The 15679-nt window shown below is 75.2% G+C and carries 9 protein-coding genes and 3 pseudogenes; 2 read left to right on the top strand and 10 right to left on the bottom strand.

Annotated features, from left to right (window positions below):
- Window positions 1-448 precede the first annotated feature (448 nt).
- Window positions 449-3751 (top strand): LuxR C-terminal-related transcriptional regulator, encoded by a 3303-nt coding sequence (locus tag ADL08_RS38780; RefSeq protein WP_053644762.1) that lies wholly within the window; start codon window positions 449-451, stop codon window positions 3749-3751.
- 574 nt (window positions 3752-4325) lie between these two features.
- Here ADL08_RS38780 and ADL08_RS19740 read toward each other — a convergent pair.
- The 4 genes and pseudogenes from ADL08_RS19740 to ADL08_RS19725 form a co-directional block, all read right to left on the bottom strand.
- Window positions 4326-4532, bottom strand: a pseudogene (locus tag ADL08_RS19740) (hypothetical protein); the annotation flags it as partial.
- Window positions 4533-4799: 267 nt separating this feature from the next.
- The gene (locus ADL08_RS19735; RefSeq protein WP_053644758.1) at window positions 4800-5774 is read right to left on the bottom strand and encodes an NAD(P)H-quinone oxidoreductase; all 975 of its coding nucleotides are present in this window, start codon (window positions 5772-5774) and stop codon (window positions 4800-4802) included.
- A 205-nt stretch (window positions 5775-5979) separates the two neighbouring features.
- Window positions 5980-6954 (bottom strand): alpha/beta hydrolase, encoded by a 975-nt coding sequence (locus ADL08_RS19730; protein WP_053644756.1) that lies wholly within the window; start codon window positions 6952-6954, stop codon window positions 5980-5982.
- Window positions 6955-7662: 708 nt separating this feature from the next.
- On the bottom strand, window positions 7663-9150 hold the full coding sequence (locus ADL08_RS19725; RefSeq protein ID WP_053644755.1) for a long-chain-fatty-acid--CoA ligase: 1488 nt from the start codon (window positions 9148-9150) through the stop codon (window positions 7663-7665).
- 145 nt (window positions 9151-9295) lie between these two features.
- On the opposite strand from ADL08_RS19725, the gene ADL08_RS19720 reads away from it, so the two are divergent.
- Window positions 9296-10489, top strand: a complete 1194-nt coding sequence (locus ADL08_RS19720; RefSeq protein WP_234352195.1) for a PucR family transcriptional regulator — start codon at window positions 9296-9298, stop codon at window positions 10487-10489.
- A gap of 82 nt (window positions 10490-10571) precedes the next feature.
- On the opposite strand, the pseudogene ADL08_RS19715 reads toward ADL08_RS19720, so the two are convergent.
- The 6 genes and pseudogenes from ADL08_RS19715 to ADL08_RS19690 all read right to left on the bottom strand — a co-directional run bounded on the left by ADL08_RS19715 (window position 10572) and on the right by ADL08_RS19690 (window position 15538).
- Window positions 10572-11309, bottom strand: a pseudogene (locus ADL08_RS19715) (FAD-binding oxidoreductase).
- Window positions 11243-11786: pseudogene (locus ADL08_RS35730) on the bottom strand (molybdopterin-dependent oxidoreductase). The pseudogenes ADL08_RS19715 and ADL08_RS35730 overlap by 67 nt, the downstream one beginning before the upstream one ends.
- Before the next feature lie 4 nt (window positions 11787-11790).
- Entirely contained in the window at window positions 11791-12114 is a 324-nt protein-coding gene (locus tag ADL08_RS19705) for a hypothetical protein (RefSeq protein WP_053644751.1), read from the bottom strand.
- On the bottom strand, window positions 12111-13547 hold the full coding sequence (locus ADL08_RS19700; protein WP_053644749.1) for an aldehyde dehydrogenase family protein: 1437 nt from the start codon (window positions 13545-13547) through the stop codon (window positions 12111-12113). Before ADL08_RS19700 ends, ADL08_RS19705 begins: the two co-directional genes overlap by 4 nt.
- 50 nt (window positions 13548-13597) lie before the next feature.
- Window positions 13598-14311 (bottom strand): type 1 glutamine amidotransferase domain-containing protein, encoded by a 714-nt coding sequence (locus ADL08_RS19695; protein ID WP_053644747.1) that lies wholly within the window; start codon window positions 14309-14311, stop codon window positions 13598-13600.
- 168 nt (window positions 14312-14479) lie between these two features.
- Entirely contained in the window at window positions 14480-15538 is a 1059-nt protein-coding gene (locus ADL08_RS19690; protein WP_053644745.1) for a hypothetical protein, read from the bottom strand.
- Between the last annotated feature and the right edge of the window lie 141 nt (window positions 15539-15679).

Genomic DNA, 15679 nt, shown 5'->3' with positions numbered 1-15679 from the left:
GGACGCGGCGGCCGTGCGGGCGCCTTCGGGTGCCGGCGCCCACGGCGGTGGGGTGTGGGGTGGCGTGCCGCGCGGAGTGGGCTCCGTGCGACACGGGCCCGGCCGCGCCGGACGACCGCGTGGGGTGCGGCCGTCCCCGTACCTCCGCCGGCTGGGGACCGCGGTGTACGGGACGGCGTCGCCGGACCGCCCAGAGCTTCGGTCAGACGGGAGGAACCCAGCAATCCGTAGCGCTACCCAAAGAGCGGGAACGGGCGGGCGGACCGACCGTGCGCATTCCGTAGGTGGTGGACCCCTATTGCGGCCCCGGCCGTCCGGAGGGTAGACCACCTGCCCAACGGGGGCCGTGGCCCGGCCCGGAGAAGGGGCGGGCCGCGGACCCCGACCCAACGGGCCGCCGCGACGTACGGCGGGCCTTCCGGGTGAGTGGCCGGCGAGAGGCGGAACCGTGGAGAGACGTTCCTTCGGTACGGGGTCCCCGAGTGCGGGGCGCGGCGAAGAGGCGGCCGGCGGGAGCGGGTTCGTCGGGCGGGCCGAGCAGGCCCGGCGGCTGCGGGAGGCGCTGCGGGAGGGGCCGGGCCTCACCGTCGTCCGGGGAGGGGCGGGCACGGGGACGTCCCGGCTGGTGGACGAGGTGCTCGGCCGGGCGGAGTTCGCGGAGTGGACGCAGCTGCGCGGGACGTGCCCCGACACGGCGGACCCGGCGCCGCTCGGGCCCGTCGCCGACGCGCTGGCCGGGCTGCCCTACCGGCCCGTCCCGGCCGGGCGGCCGCTGCCGGCGGTGACCGGGGCGGTCGGCCTCCTCGTACCGGAACTGGCCGACCGGCTGCCGCACCCACCCGCCCCGGCGGCCGATCCGGAGGTGCGGCGCGGGCTGCTGCCGCGTGCGGTCGGGGCGCTCCTCGCGACGGTCGGGGACGCCGTGCTGGTCGTGGAGGACGTCCACCACGCCGACCCCGCGACCCTCGCCCTGCTCCACCACCTGACGGGCGCGATGCCGGCCGGGCTGCGGCTCGTCGTCACCGAGGACACCGCGGCCGGGCTGCCCGTCCTCGGCGTCCGCGCCCCGGAAGGGGTGCGGGTCGAGGAGATCGACGTCCGGCCCTGGACGCCCGGGGAGACGGGCGAGTTCGTCCGGCGGTGGCTCGACGCGCACCGCCCGGACCGGACGCACGAGCGGGAGGAACTCACCGCACTCGTCCACGAACTGACCGGCGGACTCCCCTCGGCCGCCGGGGAACTGCTGCGGGGCGCCGGGGAGCTGCTGCGGGGCTACGAGGAGGACGGCCTCCACCGGAGGGACGCGACGACGGAGCCCTGGACGGGCGGGACCGGTGGGGCGGCGGAGCCCTGGACGGGCCGGACCGGCCGGGTGGCGGACAGCCGGGCGGACGGGGCCGAGCGGGCGGCGAGCCCCCGGGCGGACGGGGCCTGCGGGGTGGTGAGTCCCCGGGGCGGGGGCGATCGGGCGTGGACAGGCCGGGCCGAACGGGCGGCGAGCCCCCGGGCGGGCGAGGGCGATCGGGGGGTGGAGTCGTGGGCGGGTGGAGCCGGCCGCATGGTGAGTCCCCGGGGCGGGGGCGACCGGACGGCGGAGTTCTGGGCCGAGCGGGTGGCGGGGTCCGTGCTCGACGTCGTGTGCGCGGTCGGGGTGCCCGTCCGGGTGCGGCGGGAGCTGGCCCGGCGGTGCGCGCCGCTCGGCGAGGACGCGCGGCGGATCGTCGAGGCGGCGGCCGTCCTCGGCCTCGCGGTGCCCGTCGGCGTGCTCGCCGAGGTGGCGGACCTCGCGCCCGGGCGGGCCGAGACGGCCGTGGAGGCGTGCGTACGCCGGTCCGTGCTGCGGGCCGACGGGCCGTGTCCCGACTTCCGCCACCCGCTGGACCGCCGGGCCGCGCTGGCGCGCCTGTCCGGGCCGCGGCTGGCCCGGCTGAGCCTGCGCGCCGCCCGGGCCCTGCGCCGGGGCGGCGAGGGACCGCCGCCGCTGGCCGACCTCGCCCGGCTGTACGCGGCGGCGGGGCGGGTGGACGAGGCCCTGCGCTGTCTCGTCACGGCCGCCGACCGGGCGGCCGCCGCCGGCGACTACGCCACCGCCACCAGCCTCTACACCCGGGCCGTCGCCGAGGACCCGCGCGCCGGGGGCCGGATCCGGACCGCCGCGAAGCTGGCCCGCACCGCGCAACTGGCCCGCGCCGGCGAGCCGGTGGTGGCCGCGGTGCGGCGGGTCCTCGACGAGGACGACCCGCCGCCCCGGCTGCGCGGCGAGATCCGGCTGCACCTGAGCGTCGTCCTGCGCAACCAGAGCGGAGGCGCGCTCGACAGCCTCAACGAGGTCGCCCGCGCCGTCCCCGACCTGGAGGCGTCCGACCCGCAGACCGCCGCCCGCGCCATGGCGGTCGCCGCCATCCCCTCCATCAAGGGCTGGCCCGTCGACCGCCACCGGGAGTGGCTGGAGCGCGGCGAGGCGCTCGCCGACCGGGTCACCGACCCGGTCGCCCGCGCCGCGATCGCCGCCAACCGCGCCACCGCCCTGATGCTGCTCGGCGACCCCCGGGCCTGGACCGCCGCCGAGGCGCTGGGCGGCCCGGCCGGGTCCGCGATGGAGGCCGCGCACCACGCCCGGGGATGGACCAACCTGGCGCACGCGGCCAGTGCCCTCGGATACGGCGCGCGGGCCCGGGAGTTCCTCGACCGGGCCGCCGCCGGGCTCGCCGACACCAGCAGCCCCTACCTGGAGGGGCTGGTCCAGACCGCCCGTCTGGTGCTCGCCTGGCACGAGGGCCGCTGGCAGGGCCTGCACGCGGCCGCCGACCGCACCACCCGGCTCTACCGGGAGATCCCCGACCTGACCTCCGAGGCCATGCTGGTCCGGGGGCTGACCGCGCTGCACGTGCTCGGTGACGTCCCCCGGGCCCGCCACGACCTGGCGGAGGCCGCCCGTACCACCCGTTACGACACCGGTCTCATCCTCACGGCCTCCGCCGCCGCCACGGCCCGCGTCCACCTGGAGGCCGGACGGCCCGGGCGGGCGTGCGACGCCGTGGAGGAGGTGCTGCACCGTCTCGAACGGACCGGCGGCTGGGTGTGGGCCGGGGAGGTGCTGCCCGTCGCCGTGGAGGCCCTGCACGGCAGCGGGCAGACCGCGCGGGCCCGCAGGCTCGTCGCCGACTTCGCCGACGGGACCGCCGGCAGCGACGCGCCCGCCGCCCGGACCGCCCTGACCGTGTGCCGGGCGCTGCTCGCCGAGGCCGGGGAGCGGCCGGACGAGGCCGTCGGCCTGCTCGCCGACGCGGAGGAGCGGTGGCGGCTGCTCGGCCGTCCCTTCGACGCGGCCCGGGCGGCGGAGGCCCGCGGGCGCTGCCTCCTCGGTCTGCGCGGGGAGGCGGCGGCCGACGGGGTCCAGGAGGTGGTCGAGGTCTACGGGCGGCTCGACGCCCGCTGGGACGTGGCCCGCTGCCGGCGGCTGCTGCGCCGCCACGACATCGTCACCACCCACCGCCGCGGCCGGCTCGGCTACGGCGACCAGCTGTCCCCGCGCGAGCAGGAGGTGGCCCGGCTGGTCGTCCAGGGCCGTGCCAACCGGGACATCGCCGAGAGCCTGGTCCTCTCCCCCCGGACCGTGGAGCACCACGTGGCGCGCATCATGCGGAAGCTGAACGCCTCCTCCAGGACCGACATCGCCCTGGCGGGGTGGGGCGAGGGCGGGGCGGAGCCTTTCCGCGGTGGGCCCGGAAGGGGTGTCGGACCCCTGTGACAGGGTGGGTCGCGGACGGGGGAACCGTCCCCGACGGACCCCGGAGAGCGCGGGGAGCAGCACGTGGACGACCCCGGCACCGGCACGGACCGCCGCCGCGCGGAGCGGAGGCGCTCGGACCTCGCCGTGCTCACCGCCTGGTGGCGGGGGCTCAGCGGCGACGGTCCCCTCGTGCTCCCGCCGCCGACCCTGAGCCGGTACCGGACGCTCACCGACGCCGACGCGCGCCGGCTGCGGGAGCGGGTGGCCGGCCCGGGGACCGGGCCGCAGGGGCTCGGCTTCTGCCCCGAGCTCCTGCTCGCCCACGGCCTGGCCGGGGAGGCCGAGGTCGAGGCGCCGCTGCCGCGCCGCCCGAAGGACCTCACCAAGAAGTACCGGACCGCATACACCGAACGGCGCCATCCGCTCGTCACCCTGACCGGCCTCGCCCTCGACCTGGACCATCCGGCGGCGGGAGGGCCGGTCTCCTGGTGGGGCGGGGCCCGGCCGGTCTGGAAGGAGGAGCCGCGACTCCCCACCCACCTCGGCGCCCCCGACGAGGCCGAGGCCGCCGAGCTGTGGGCCGCCGTCACTCGGCGGCGGCGTCCTGGACGGCCGGGTCCGAGGCGAGCGGGGCGACGGTCGCCACGTAGCGGTCGGTGGCGCCCACCACGTCCGCCGCCCAGGAGGCGACGATGCCGAGGGGCGCGAGCACACAGCCGAGGACGATCAGCACGACGGCCGGGAAGGACTTCGCGCGGTGCCTCGGCGGTTCCGTCCGTCGCGCTTCGAGCACCGCCACACGGGCGCGGAGCTCCTGGAGCTCCGCCGGCCCGCGCGGCCGATCCCTCGTCCGGCACCGGCACCTCCTCGTTCGTGACGGTCGCCCCCGTCCCAGCGGACCCCCGTTCCCCCGCGCGCGAGCGGGAGCGGCCCGTCCGAGGGGCGCCCGCTACGGCCCGGCCCGATGCCCCGGACGCCGTCTCCACGGCGGTGGGTCCGGCGGAGCCGGCGTGCGTCCCGGGACCGGCGCGGTCTCCCCCGGTCCGCGCCCGGGGGAGACCGTCGATCACCCGCCGGTGGCGGCGTCGTTGGTCAGGAGGATCTTGCCGGTGTGTCCGCCGGCCTCCATCCGCCGGTGCGCCTCGGCGGCTTCGGCCATGGGCAGCCGGTCCTCGACGAGCAGCCGCACGGAGCCGTTCTCGATCATGGGCCAGACGTTGTCGCGGACCTCGGCGACGACGGCGGCCTTCTGCTCCTCCGTCCGGGTGCGCAGGGTGGTGCCGTACACCGAGAGGCGCTTGAAGACCAGGTCGGCCAGGTCGAGTTCGCCGGCGAGGCCGTTCTGCAGGCCGATGACGACCAGGCGTCCGTCGACGGCCAGGGAGCGGACGTTGCGTTCGAGGTAGTCGCCGCCGACGACGTCGAGGATCACGTCGTAGGGGCCGTGCTCGGTGAAGTCCTCGGCGCGGTGGTCGATCGCCGTGTCGGCGCCCAACTCCCGTACCCGGGCGACCTTCTCCGGGCCGCCCACGGTGGTGACGACGCGGGCGCCCAGGGCCTTGGCGACCTGGATCGCCACGGAGCCCACGCCTCCGAGTCCGCCGTGGACGAGGAGGGTCTCCCCCTCCTTCAGTCCGGCGGTCATGACGAGGTTGGACCACACCGTGGCGGCCACCTCGGGCAGGCCCGCCGCCTCGACCAGGCCGATGCCCTTCGGTACGGGCAGCAGTTGGCCGACGGGGACGGCGACCTTCTGCGCGTAGCCGCCGCCGGTCAGCAGGGCGCAGACCTCGTCGCCCGCCTTCCAGCCGGTGACGCCCTCGCCGAGGGCGGCGACACGGCCGGAGACTTCGAGGCCGGGGTACGGCGACCAGCCGGGTTGCAGCGGGTAGAGCCCCATGCGCTGCATGACGTCCGCCCGGTTCAGGGCACTGGCCACCACGTCGACGACGACCTCGCCGGGAGCGGGCGCCGGGTCCTCGACCTCGGTCCACTCCAGTACCTCGGGACCACCGGTTTCCTTGATCGACACTGCCTTCATGACGCTCCGTTCCTCTTCTCGGGCGGTGGGCCTCGCCGGAGGAAGCCCACGCCGCTGACGCGCGGGTCGCGGGCGACCGCGTCGGGGTCGGTCTCCCCCGGATCACGGAGCCGTGGTCCGGGTCCGTCCTCACTTCCCGGGGCGCCGGGGCCCGGACCACGCGTACGCGGCGCCGCGGGAGTTCCGGGCCGGACGTACGGTCGCCTCAGTCGTCGTGGAGTGCGGTGGCGAGGAAGTCGACGGCGAGTTTGCGGGCGACGTTGGCGGCGCGGGTGTCGCGCAGGCTGTCGAGGAGGAGGAAGTCGTGGACCATGCCGGCGACGCGGACGGAGGTGACGTCGACGCCGGCCTCGCGCAGCTTGTTGGCGTACTGCTCGCCCTCGTCGCGCAGGACGTCGGCCTCGTCGGTGATGACCAGGGTGGTGGGCAGGCCCTTGAGCTGGTCCAGGGTGGACCGGAGCGGGGAGGCGTGGTGTTCGGCGCGTTGGGCGGGGTCGGTCGTGTAGGCGTCCCAGAACCATTTCATGCCGTCGCGGGTGAGGTAGTAGCCCTCGGCGAACTGGAGGTAGGAGGGGGTGTCGAAGTCGGCGTTCGCGACCGGGTAGAGCAGGCACTGGGCCTTGAGGTCGATGCCGCCGCGTTCCTTGTTCATCAGCGCGAAGACCGCCGACATGCAGCCGCCGACCGATTCGCCGGTGACCGCGATGCGGGAGGTGTCCAGGCCGTGCTCGGCGCCGTGTCGCAGGACCCACTGGCCCACGGCGTAGTTCTGCTCGACCTGGGTGGGGTACTTGGCCTCGGGTGCGCGGTCGTAGACGGGGAAGACGCCCGCCGCGCCGGCGCCGACGGCGAGTTCGCGGAAGAGGCGGTCGTGGGTCTTGTCGTCGCCGAAGACCCAGCCGGCGCCGTGGATGTAGAAGACCACCGGCAGCGGTCCGGAGGCGCCCTTGGGCCGGATGACGCGGGTGCGGACCGTGCCCCACTCCCCGGCGTCGACCTCGACCCACTCCTCGTCGACCTCGGGGCGCGGCACGCCGGTGTCGCTCTGCAGGCCGAGCAGGATGTCCCGGCCCTTCTCCGGGGGGACCTCGTAGATCCGCGGATGCGGATCGGTGGCCTCGCACAGCTCCTTCGCCGCCGGTTCGAGAAAGGGGGTGATCGGAGGGGGAAGGTCGCTCATGTCCGCTCCCTGTCACGGGCACACCGGTGCCCTGCTCATGCGACCCCGAGGGGGCCGCGGCTGTCGCGTACGCCTGGGCTCAGGCGCGGTCACGCCTGCGTTCCATCGTTTGCGCCTCCTTCGCCCGTCGCAACCCGGCCGGGAAACCCGACGGGCGTGTGCGCCGACGCGGGCCCGGCCCGATCGGCAAGGCGCCTCCTGGGAGCTCCCGGGAGCCCGGAGACTGCCCAGGACCGCCTGCCGGGTGCGCAGAAGCAGGGCGGTGGGGTCGGGCTGTCGTACGGTCGGGCCGACGCCCGCGCGGAAGACGCGCGTGGCCAGGGCGCAGACCGCGTCCCGGCCGTGGACCGCGTCCCAGTCGCGGACCGCTTCCCAGTCGCGGACCGCGTCCCGGCCGTGGACCGCGTCCCGATCGTGGAAGCGCCCCGGCCGTGGAGCGCCCCGGTGTCGGGCAGGCTCCGGAGAAGGTCTCGAACAGCGTGTTCGGCTCTCCGTCCTCCGCCGCCGCGGGCAGGGTCAGGAAGGCCGGGTGCACCGCTTCCCCGATCCGGTCGATCCGGCGGGCGCCCCTCGCCCGGCGCTTGCGCCGGGCGTACGCCGGCGCGCCGGCCGCCGAACCGTCCCGAAGGGGCGTCGCCTCCTCCGTCCCTCGTGCCGATGCCGTCCGCCCGCGACCGCCCTCCCGGACCGGTGGGTCGGGGGCGGACCTCACGCCTCCGGCAGGGTGATCTCCCTCTTGAGGATCTTGCCGCTCGGCCCCAGCGGCAGCTTCTCCACGAGCCACACCCCACGCGGGTACTTGTAGGCCGCCACCCTCTCCCTGACGTACTCCCGCAGCTCCTCGGGGGTGGCCCGCGCGCCGGGGCGGAGCACGACCGCGGCCGCGACCTCCTCGCCCAGCTCGGCGTGCGGGACGCCCACCACCGCGGCCAGGGCGACGGCGGGGTGCTCGTGGAGGACCTCCTCGATCTCGCGCGGGTAGACGTTGTAACCGCCGCGGATGATCATGTCCTTCTTGCGGTCCACGATGTACAGGTAGCCGTCCTCGTCCGCGCGGCCGAGGTCGCCGGTGCGCAGCCAGCCGTCCGGTACGGCGGCCTCGGTCTCCTCGGGGCGGTTCCAGTACCCCTTCATCACGTTGGGTCCCCGGACGGCCAGCTCGCCGATCTCGCCCGGAGTCACGTCCCGGCCCTCCTCGTCCAGCAGCCGCACCTCCACGTCCCGGATGGGAGTGCCGATGGAGCCGGCCTTGCGCGGGCGGTCGGGGTGGTTGAAGGTGACGACCGGGCTGGTCTCGGACATGCCGAAGCCCTCCAGGACCGGACAGCCGAAGCGCCGCTCGAAGCCGTGGAGGATCTCCACCGGCAGCGAGGCGCCGCCGGAGATGCACATCCGCAGCGTCGAGACGTCGGCCTCGGACGGGTGCTGGAGCAGCGCCGCGTACATGGTCGGGACGCCCTCGAAGACGGTGGCCCGCTCGCGGGCGACGGCGTCCAGGACGGCCCCCGGTTCGAACCGGGGGATCAGGACGAGGGAGGCGCCGCTGCGGACGGCCGCGCTCATGGTGCAGATCTGCCCGAAGATGTGGAACAGGGGCAGGCAGCCCACCACCACGTCCTCGGGCGTCATCCGCTGGACCTCGATGCTGTTGACCTCGGTGTTGTGCCGCAGTCCCGCGTGGGTGAGGACGGCGCCCTTGGGGCGGCCGGTGGTGCCGGAGGTGTACAGCAGGACGGCCATGTCCTCGCCGTCCGTGTCGGCGACCTCGGGCAGCGGCTCGTGCCCGGCCAGCGACGCGGCGAACGCGGCGGGTTCGACGGCGGTGTGCCGCACTCCCGCGGCGGCGGCCCCCTTCGCGCCCTCGCCCGGCGCCTGGTGCCATTCGAAGAGGCGCACCGCGCCGGAGTCGGCGAGGTGGAACTCGGTCTCCCTGGTCTTCAGGAGCGGGTTCATCGGGACGACGACCGCTCCGGCGCGCAGGACTCCGTAGTACAGGACGACGAACTCGGGGACGTTGGGCAGCATCAGGGCGACCCGGTCGCCCGGCCGTACGCCCTCGGACCTGAGCAGGGCGGCGGCGCGGGCGCTGTGCTCGTCCAGTTCCGCGTAGGTGAGGACCCGCTCCCCCAGACGCAGCGCGGGGCGCTCGGGCTGCCGCCCGGCCGTCTCCACGAGGAACCCTGCCAGATTGGCCATGACCCGCCTCCGTTACACGAGATCACTAGATGTTTACATCGCCGACATCTTGTCGCCGTCCACTGGCATGTCCTATGGCCTGCGCGACAGCACTCGGGCCCCAGGATTGTCCGCCGCGACAAAACGGCGGGACTAAGCTGCGACCATGGACCTTTCGGGCGTGACCGCGGCGCTTCATTCGAGGCTTCCGGAACTGGCCGAGAGGATGGCGCTGCGCATCCGCTCGGACGTGGACGCCTACCGGGACGAGGCGCTGATCCCGCTGGACTCGCTGCGGCGCTCCTGCCACGCCAACGCGGACTTCGTGCTGTCGCACCTCCGCCGCAAGGGCTCCCCGGACGCGGAGGCGGCCCGCGAGACCGGGCGGGCCAGGGCGGAACAGGGCGTCCCGCTGGCCGACACCCTGCGCGCGTACCGCATCGGCTCGGAACTCCTGTGGACGGAGATCGTCGCGGAGGCGCGCACGCGTCCGGAGGTGTCGGACGACCTGCTGGTGTCGGAGTCCGCGAACTTCTGGGCGCTGTTCGGCCTGTACGCGGAGGCGGTGGCGGTGACCTACCGGGAGACGGCCGCCGAGCTGACCTCACGGGGCCAGGCCAGGCGTTACGCCCTGGTGGAGGCGCTGTTCACCGGCGTCATCACCGACCACACCCTGTGGGAGGCCGCCCGGGAGCTGGGGCTGCCCGAGCAGGGGCCGTACGCCGTCGCCGTCGCGGAGGCCGGCGCCCCGGGCGAGGAGCCCCTCGCGGGCGTGGAGACGGCGCTGCGCCGGGCGGAACTCCCCTCCGCCTGGCGGCTGCTGCCGGACCAGCAGCTCGCGCTGATCGCGCTGCCCACCGCCACCGCGGAGAGCACCTGCCTCCGCGTCCTGCGGCGGAGCAACGCCCGGGTGGGGCTCAGCCCGTGCTTCCCCTCGCTGCGGAGCGCCCCGCAGAACCTGCGCTTCGCCCGTCTGGCCCTGTCCGGGCTGCCGGGCGGCGGGCCCGGCGTGGCCCGGTTCGACGACGACCCGCTGGCGATGGTCGTCGCCGCGGCGCCCGCCGAGGCGGCCCGCCTGGTGGAGGTGACGCTCCGGCCGGTCCTCGACCTGCCGGCCGCGGAACGGTCCCGCCTCCTGCGCACCCTGGAGCACTGGTTCGCCTCCGGCGGCTCGGCCGACGCCACGGCCCGGGGCCTCTTCGTCCACCCCAACACCGTCCGCTACCGCCTCCGGCGCGTCGAGGGGCTGACGGACCAGTCCCTCTCCGATCCGCGCGCGACGGCGGCCGTCGGCGCGGCGCTCCTGGCGGTCCGCGACCGGTGGACGGAACTCGTGGAACGGCCGACGGACACCGGCTGACCCGGAGGCCCGCCGGGGCCGGGGCCGCGCAGGCCGACGCGTACGCGGGCCCGCGATCACCGCACCGTGCGGCGCGGGTGGGTCAGCCGAAGCGTTCGGTACGGATCCGGCCGGGGCGTGTCCGGCGGCCAGGAGCAGGGCGGCGGCGTGCTCGACGAAGCCGGTCGGGCCGCAGACGTAGCAGCGGGCGTCCGCCGGGGACGGCAGGACCGGCAGGACCGGCAGGACCGGCAGGTCGAGTTCCGTCATGCGCCCCCGGGGGGCGTGCGGAGCCGTCCGGCGCGGTGCGGGTGCAGAGGCGGCGGACGTCCACGACGGCACCGGCGGCGTCGAGTTCCGCGGCGTACCAGACCTCGCCCGGGTCGCGTACGGAGTAGAGGAGGGCGCAGGGGTCGTCCGACGCGGACGCGAGCCGGGCGCGCAGCATCGCCATCAGGGGGACGATGCCGGAGCCCCCGGCGATCAGCAGGAGCGGGCCGGGGTCCTCCGGCGTCCACACGAACCAGCCGCCGAGCGGTCCCTCGACCTCGACCTCGGCGCCCACGGGGAGGTCGTCGGCCAGGTACGGGGAGACCTCGCCGCCGATCGCGGCCTGGACGCCCAGTTCGATCCGGTCGGTGTCGGCGGTGTCGGCGGGGGCGGCGGGGGCGGCGAGCGAGTAACTCCGTACGGCCCGGTAGCCGTTGTCGGCGGTCAGCCGTACGTCGACGTGCTGGCCCGGCAGGTGTCCCGGCCATTGGGGGACCTCGAACCTCAGGGTGCGGCCGGTCGCGGTCTGCTTCGTCCGCTCCGTGAGGCGGGCCCGCCGCCAGCCGCGCACCAGTCACTCCGGTGGCGCTGTTCGCGCCAGGGGGCGCCGTAGTCGTGGCAGCCGGCGGACTCCCAGAAGCCGGGTTCGTCGTCGGGCGTCAGGATGAGGTCCTTGACCCGCTTGGCCGACTTCCAGGAGTACAGGTGGGGGATCACCGGCCGGGCCGGGCCGCCGTGGTCCGGGGAGAGCGCGTAGCCGTCGAAGGAGTGCGCCAGCCAGGCCTTGCCGCCGGTGACGTCCTCCAGCGGGTCACGCAGTGGATGTCGGCGACGGGCTCCTCTGCGGGAGCGCCATCATCTCCTCCCACGTCCACGTGCGGCTCTCCCCGGTCTCGCCGGTCACGGTGAACGACCACCGGTCGGCGGGGACGTGCGGGGTGGGTCCCGCGGACAGGACGGGGAACGACTCCGTCGGGTACTGCCCCGGCGACAGCCGGGACACGAGGTCGCGGGCCGTGCCGTGGAACCCCGGTGACAGCTCGCCCACGGGTTCACTCCTCCCGCTCGAAGCCGGCTTCCGCCCGTTCTTCGTCGCGGTCGGCCCGGGCCCGGGCGTACAGGTCGCGCACGAACGCGCGGGCGTCCTCGGGAGGGATGCCGGTGCCGAGCCGGAGCAGCCGGTCCGTCCAGGGGCCGAGGGGGCCGCCGGGTCCGCTCGTGGATGCCTCCCGGTGGGCCGGGGTCGGCGGCGGGGCGGTCGTCCCCGTGCGTACCGCTCCTTGTCCTCCCTCCCGTGCTCCCCGCCTGCCGTACGGGTGCAACCCGGGGTCCCGTCGCGCGGGAGTGGCGCCGAGCAGGAAGACGCGGCCGGTCATCGCCTCCTTCCCAGGAGCGGGTGGGTGCGGGACACGGCCTTGGCGATGAGGGAGAAGGAGCGGGAGGTGTGCGGGGCGTAGATGAGGCGCAGGGTGTCGGGCCTGGTGGGCTTGGAGAGGACCGGCTTGCGGTGGCTGAAGGTGTCGAAGGACGTCTTGCCGTGGTAGGCGCCCGTGCCGGATTCCCCGACGCCGCCGAACGGCAGGCCGGGGACGCCGAGGTGGATCATCGGCGCGTTGTAGACGAGGCCTCCGGACGAGGTCTTCTCCAGGAGGGCCCGCCGGGCCTCCTTGTCGTGGGTGAACGCGTACAGGGAGAGGGGCTTGTCGCGGGCGTTGACGAAGTCGACGGCCTCGTGGACGTCGCGGACGGTCAGGACCGGGAGGATCGGGCCGAAGATCTCCTCGGTCATGGCGGGGGCACCGGGCGGCACGTCGGTGAGGACGGTGGGGGCGATGTAGCGCTCCCCCGCGTCGGTGGCGCCTCCGACGAGGAGGTCGCCGTCCGCCGTGAGGCCGGCCAGGCGCCGGAAGTGGCGGTCGTTGACGATGCGTCCGTAGTCGGAGCTGGTACGGGGGTCGGGGCCGAACATCTGCCGGACGGCTTCCGGCAGGGCGGCCAGCAGGGGGTCGCGGGCGGCCCGGGTGACGAGGACGTAGTCGGGGGCGACACAGGTCTGGCCGGCGTTGGTGAACTTGCCCCAGGCCAGCCGGCGGGCGGTGACGGCCATGTCGGCGGTCTCGTCGACGAAGACGGGTGACTTGCCGCCGAGTTCGAGGGTGACGGGGGTCAGGTGCTTCGCCGCGGCGGCGGCCACGACGCGCCCGACCGTGCCGTTGCCGGTGTAGAAGATGTGGTCGAAGCGCTGCGCGAGCAGCAGGGTGGTCTCCTCGACCGCCCCTTCGACGACGGCGACGGCCTCCAGGTGGCGGGGCAGCAGCTCGGCCAGCAGGGCGCTGGTGGCGGGGGCGAGTTCGCTGGGTTTGACGACGGCCGCGTTGCCGGCGGCCAGGGCGCCGACCAGCGGGTTCAGCGTGAGCGCCACCGGATAGTTCCAGGGCGCGATGATCAGGCAGACGCCGAGGGGTTCGGGGTGGACGCGGGCCGTCGCCGGCTTGATGTTCATCGGTACGGCGACCCGCCGGGGCCGCATCCAGCGGTCGAGGTGGCGCAGGGCGTGCTCGATCTCGGCCAGGACGCCGCCGATCTCGGTCAGGTGGGACTCGGTGCGCCCTTTGCGCAGGTCGTCGTAGAGGGCTTCCTCGATGGCCGGAGTGTGGCTCCTGAGGAGGCGGCGCAGGGCGTGGAGCTGGCGTCGGCGCCAGGCCGCCGGCCGGGTGGCGCCCGAGTCGAAGGCGGCCCGGAGCCGTACGACGGTCTCCGGTATGTCCTGGTCCTGCCGTGCCACGGATGCGGCGGCGGTGCCGGTCATGGGCGCGATCCTTCCGGACGGTGGGGTGGGGGCGGTGTTCGTACCGGGTCTCAGCGCTCCGAGGTCGCGTTCACATCGGCGACGAGGCGTTCGGCGAGGCTCTCGGAGGACGGCGGGTTCTGCCCCGTGTACAGGTTGCGGTCGACCACCACGTACGGCCGCAGCGGCAGAAGCGCCTTGGAGTACTCCGCCCCGCTCTCCCGCAGCCGGTCCTCCAGCAACCAGATCGCCTTGCGGCCGAAGCTGTTGAACTTCTCCTCCAGGTTCGAGAGCCCCGTCATCCGGTATCCGGTGAAGGGCCACGACCCGTCGTCGTTCTTCGCCGCGAACGCCGCCGCCGGCGCGTGGCACAGCAGCGCCAGCGGCTTGCCCGAGGCGAGGAAGCGGGTGAGCAGCGCGCCGGAGACCGGGTCGACCGACAGGTCCTCCATCGGACCGTGTCCGCCCGGGTAGAACACCACGTCGAAGTCGTCCGGGTCGATGCCGTCCAGCGGCCGGGGGCTGTTCAGCTCGCTCCGGATCTCCTCCAGGTACGCGGCCACCTCCCGCAGCTTCGACGGCCACCCGGCCGTCTTCGACATGCTCAGCCGGTCGAGCGTCGGGACCTTCCCGCCCGGTGTCGCGAGGGTGATGTCCCATCCCTCGCGGGAGAAGATCTTGTGGGGCATCGCCAGTTCCTCGCCCCAGAACCCGGACGGATGCGCCTCCCCGTTCCGCAGCGTCCACCGATCGGCCGCGGACACGACGAACAACACCCTGGTCACCACGGACCCTCCTCTGCCGAAACGGATTCGTCGACGTTCCGATGGGCGTATCGACCGAGATGTGCCGCAAGGGGCTCACCCCATCATCCGCCCCGGACGGGGCGCGGGCGACCGGTCGCGGTCTCGCACGGGGAAGACCACCGCCGGTCCCGAAGGCCCCGGCGGGCCCTACGCCCCCGCCCCCGCCTCCACCCCCGTCCGCCCCGCGTCGCCGCCCGCCTCCACGGTGCGGCGCTGCCGCAGGACCGCCGCGAGCATGGTGACCAGGACGCCGACGACCGTCCAGGCCGAAAGGACCAGCAGGGCGGAGGTCATGCCGTTGCCGTGGAAGTAGGAGATGGAGCGGGCCGCCCAGGTGCCCGCGCCCGGTGGCAGGGCGGGGCCGATCGCCTGCCAGAACGGCGGCAGCATCGGCGCGGGGAAGGCGCCGCCCGCGCTCGGATTGCCCGCGATGACGACGATCAGGATCGCCAGGCCGATCCCGATGACGCCGAAGAGCCCCTGGAGGGCGAGCGTGGCGGCGCCCACGGCGAAGATCAGCAGCGCGCCCAGCCCCCACAGCGCCCACACGCTGCCCGGCAGGGCCCCCAGGATCGGCCCGACGATGATCGCGCCGCCCAGGCCGCCGGCGAGCGCGACCAGGGCCATCGTGCCGAGGCGGGTCGCGGCGCGGGTCGGGTTGGCCGGGCGGGCACCGGCGCTGATCGCCAGGATCGACGCGCACAGATAGGCGCCGACGCACCAGCCGATGACCAGATAGAACGAGGACAGGCCGTTGAAGTCGTGCGGGGAGGCGGGAGCCACGTCCACCGTGCGCACGGTACGTCCCTGACTCTTGTCCACGGTGGCGATCAGCGTGCCCAGCGCGAGGGAGAGGGCCCTGCCGCCGCCCGAGGCCACCAGCAGCGTGTCGGTGGTCCCGGCCGGGTTCACCACCAGCGCGCCGTAGACGTCCCGGTTCATGATCTGCTCCCGCGCCGTCCGCTCGTCGGGCAGCGCACGGGGATCCAGCGGCGAGCCGGGCAGCCCGTCCAGGCGGGCCACCGTCTGCCCGGCCACGGCCTGCGGCGCCACCACGCCGAGGGCCACGTCCTTGAGGCGGGGCTCGTGCAGCGCGCCCACGTAGGAGGCGACGAAAAGCAGCTGCAGGGCGATCACCCCGATCACCAGCATCGTGGCCCTGGGAGTGACGGCGTCCTTCACCTCGGACAGGGTGCTCTGTTTCATGGCCCCAACGCTCCGGGACGACGGGGGCCCGCGCAGGCGGGAAGCACCCGAATGGCTGTCGACGCACCCGGACGCGTCGGCGGCCGGGACGCGCCGACGGCCGGACGCGCCGACGGCCGGATACGAGCCGACGGCCGGATA

This window comes from Streptomyces sp. NRRL F-6492 (assembly GCF_001280125.1).
GTDB lineage: Bacteria > Actinomycetota > Actinomycetes > Streptomycetales > Streptomycetaceae > Streptomyces.
This window is presented reverse-complemented; position numbering and strand designations above follow the sequence as displayed.

Bases quoted from the DNA above. Each gene is read 5' to 3' on its own strand.
- ADL08_RS19735 (WP_053644758.1), bottom strand. From the start codon at position 5,774: ATGAAGGCAGTGTCGATCAAGGAAACCGGTGGTCCCGAGGTACTGGAG.
- ADL08_RS19730 (WP_053644756.1), bottom strand. From the start codon at position 6,954: ATGAGCGACCTTCCCCCTCCGATCACCCCCTTTCTCGAACCGGCGGCG.
- ADL08_RS19725 (WP_053644755.1), bottom strand. From the start codon at position 9,150: ATGGCCAATCTGGCAGGGTTCCTCGTGGAGACGGCCGGGCGGCAGCCC.
- ADL08_RS19720 (WP_234352195.1), top strand. From the start codon at position 9,296: ATGGACCTTTCGGGCGTGACCGCGGCGCTTCATTCGAGGCTTCCGGAA.
- ADL08_RS19705 (WP_053644751.1), bottom strand. From the start codon at position 12,114: ATGACCGGCCGCGTCTTCCTGCTCGGCGCCACTCCCGCGCGACGGGAC.
- ADL08_RS19700 (WP_053644749.1), bottom strand. From the start codon at position 13,547: ATGACCGGCACCGCCGCCGCATCCGTGGCACGGCAGGACCAGGACATA.
- ADL08_RS19690 (WP_053644745.1), bottom strand. From the start codon at position 15,538: ATGAAACAGAGCACCCTGTCCGAGGTGAAGGACGCCGTCACTCCCAGG.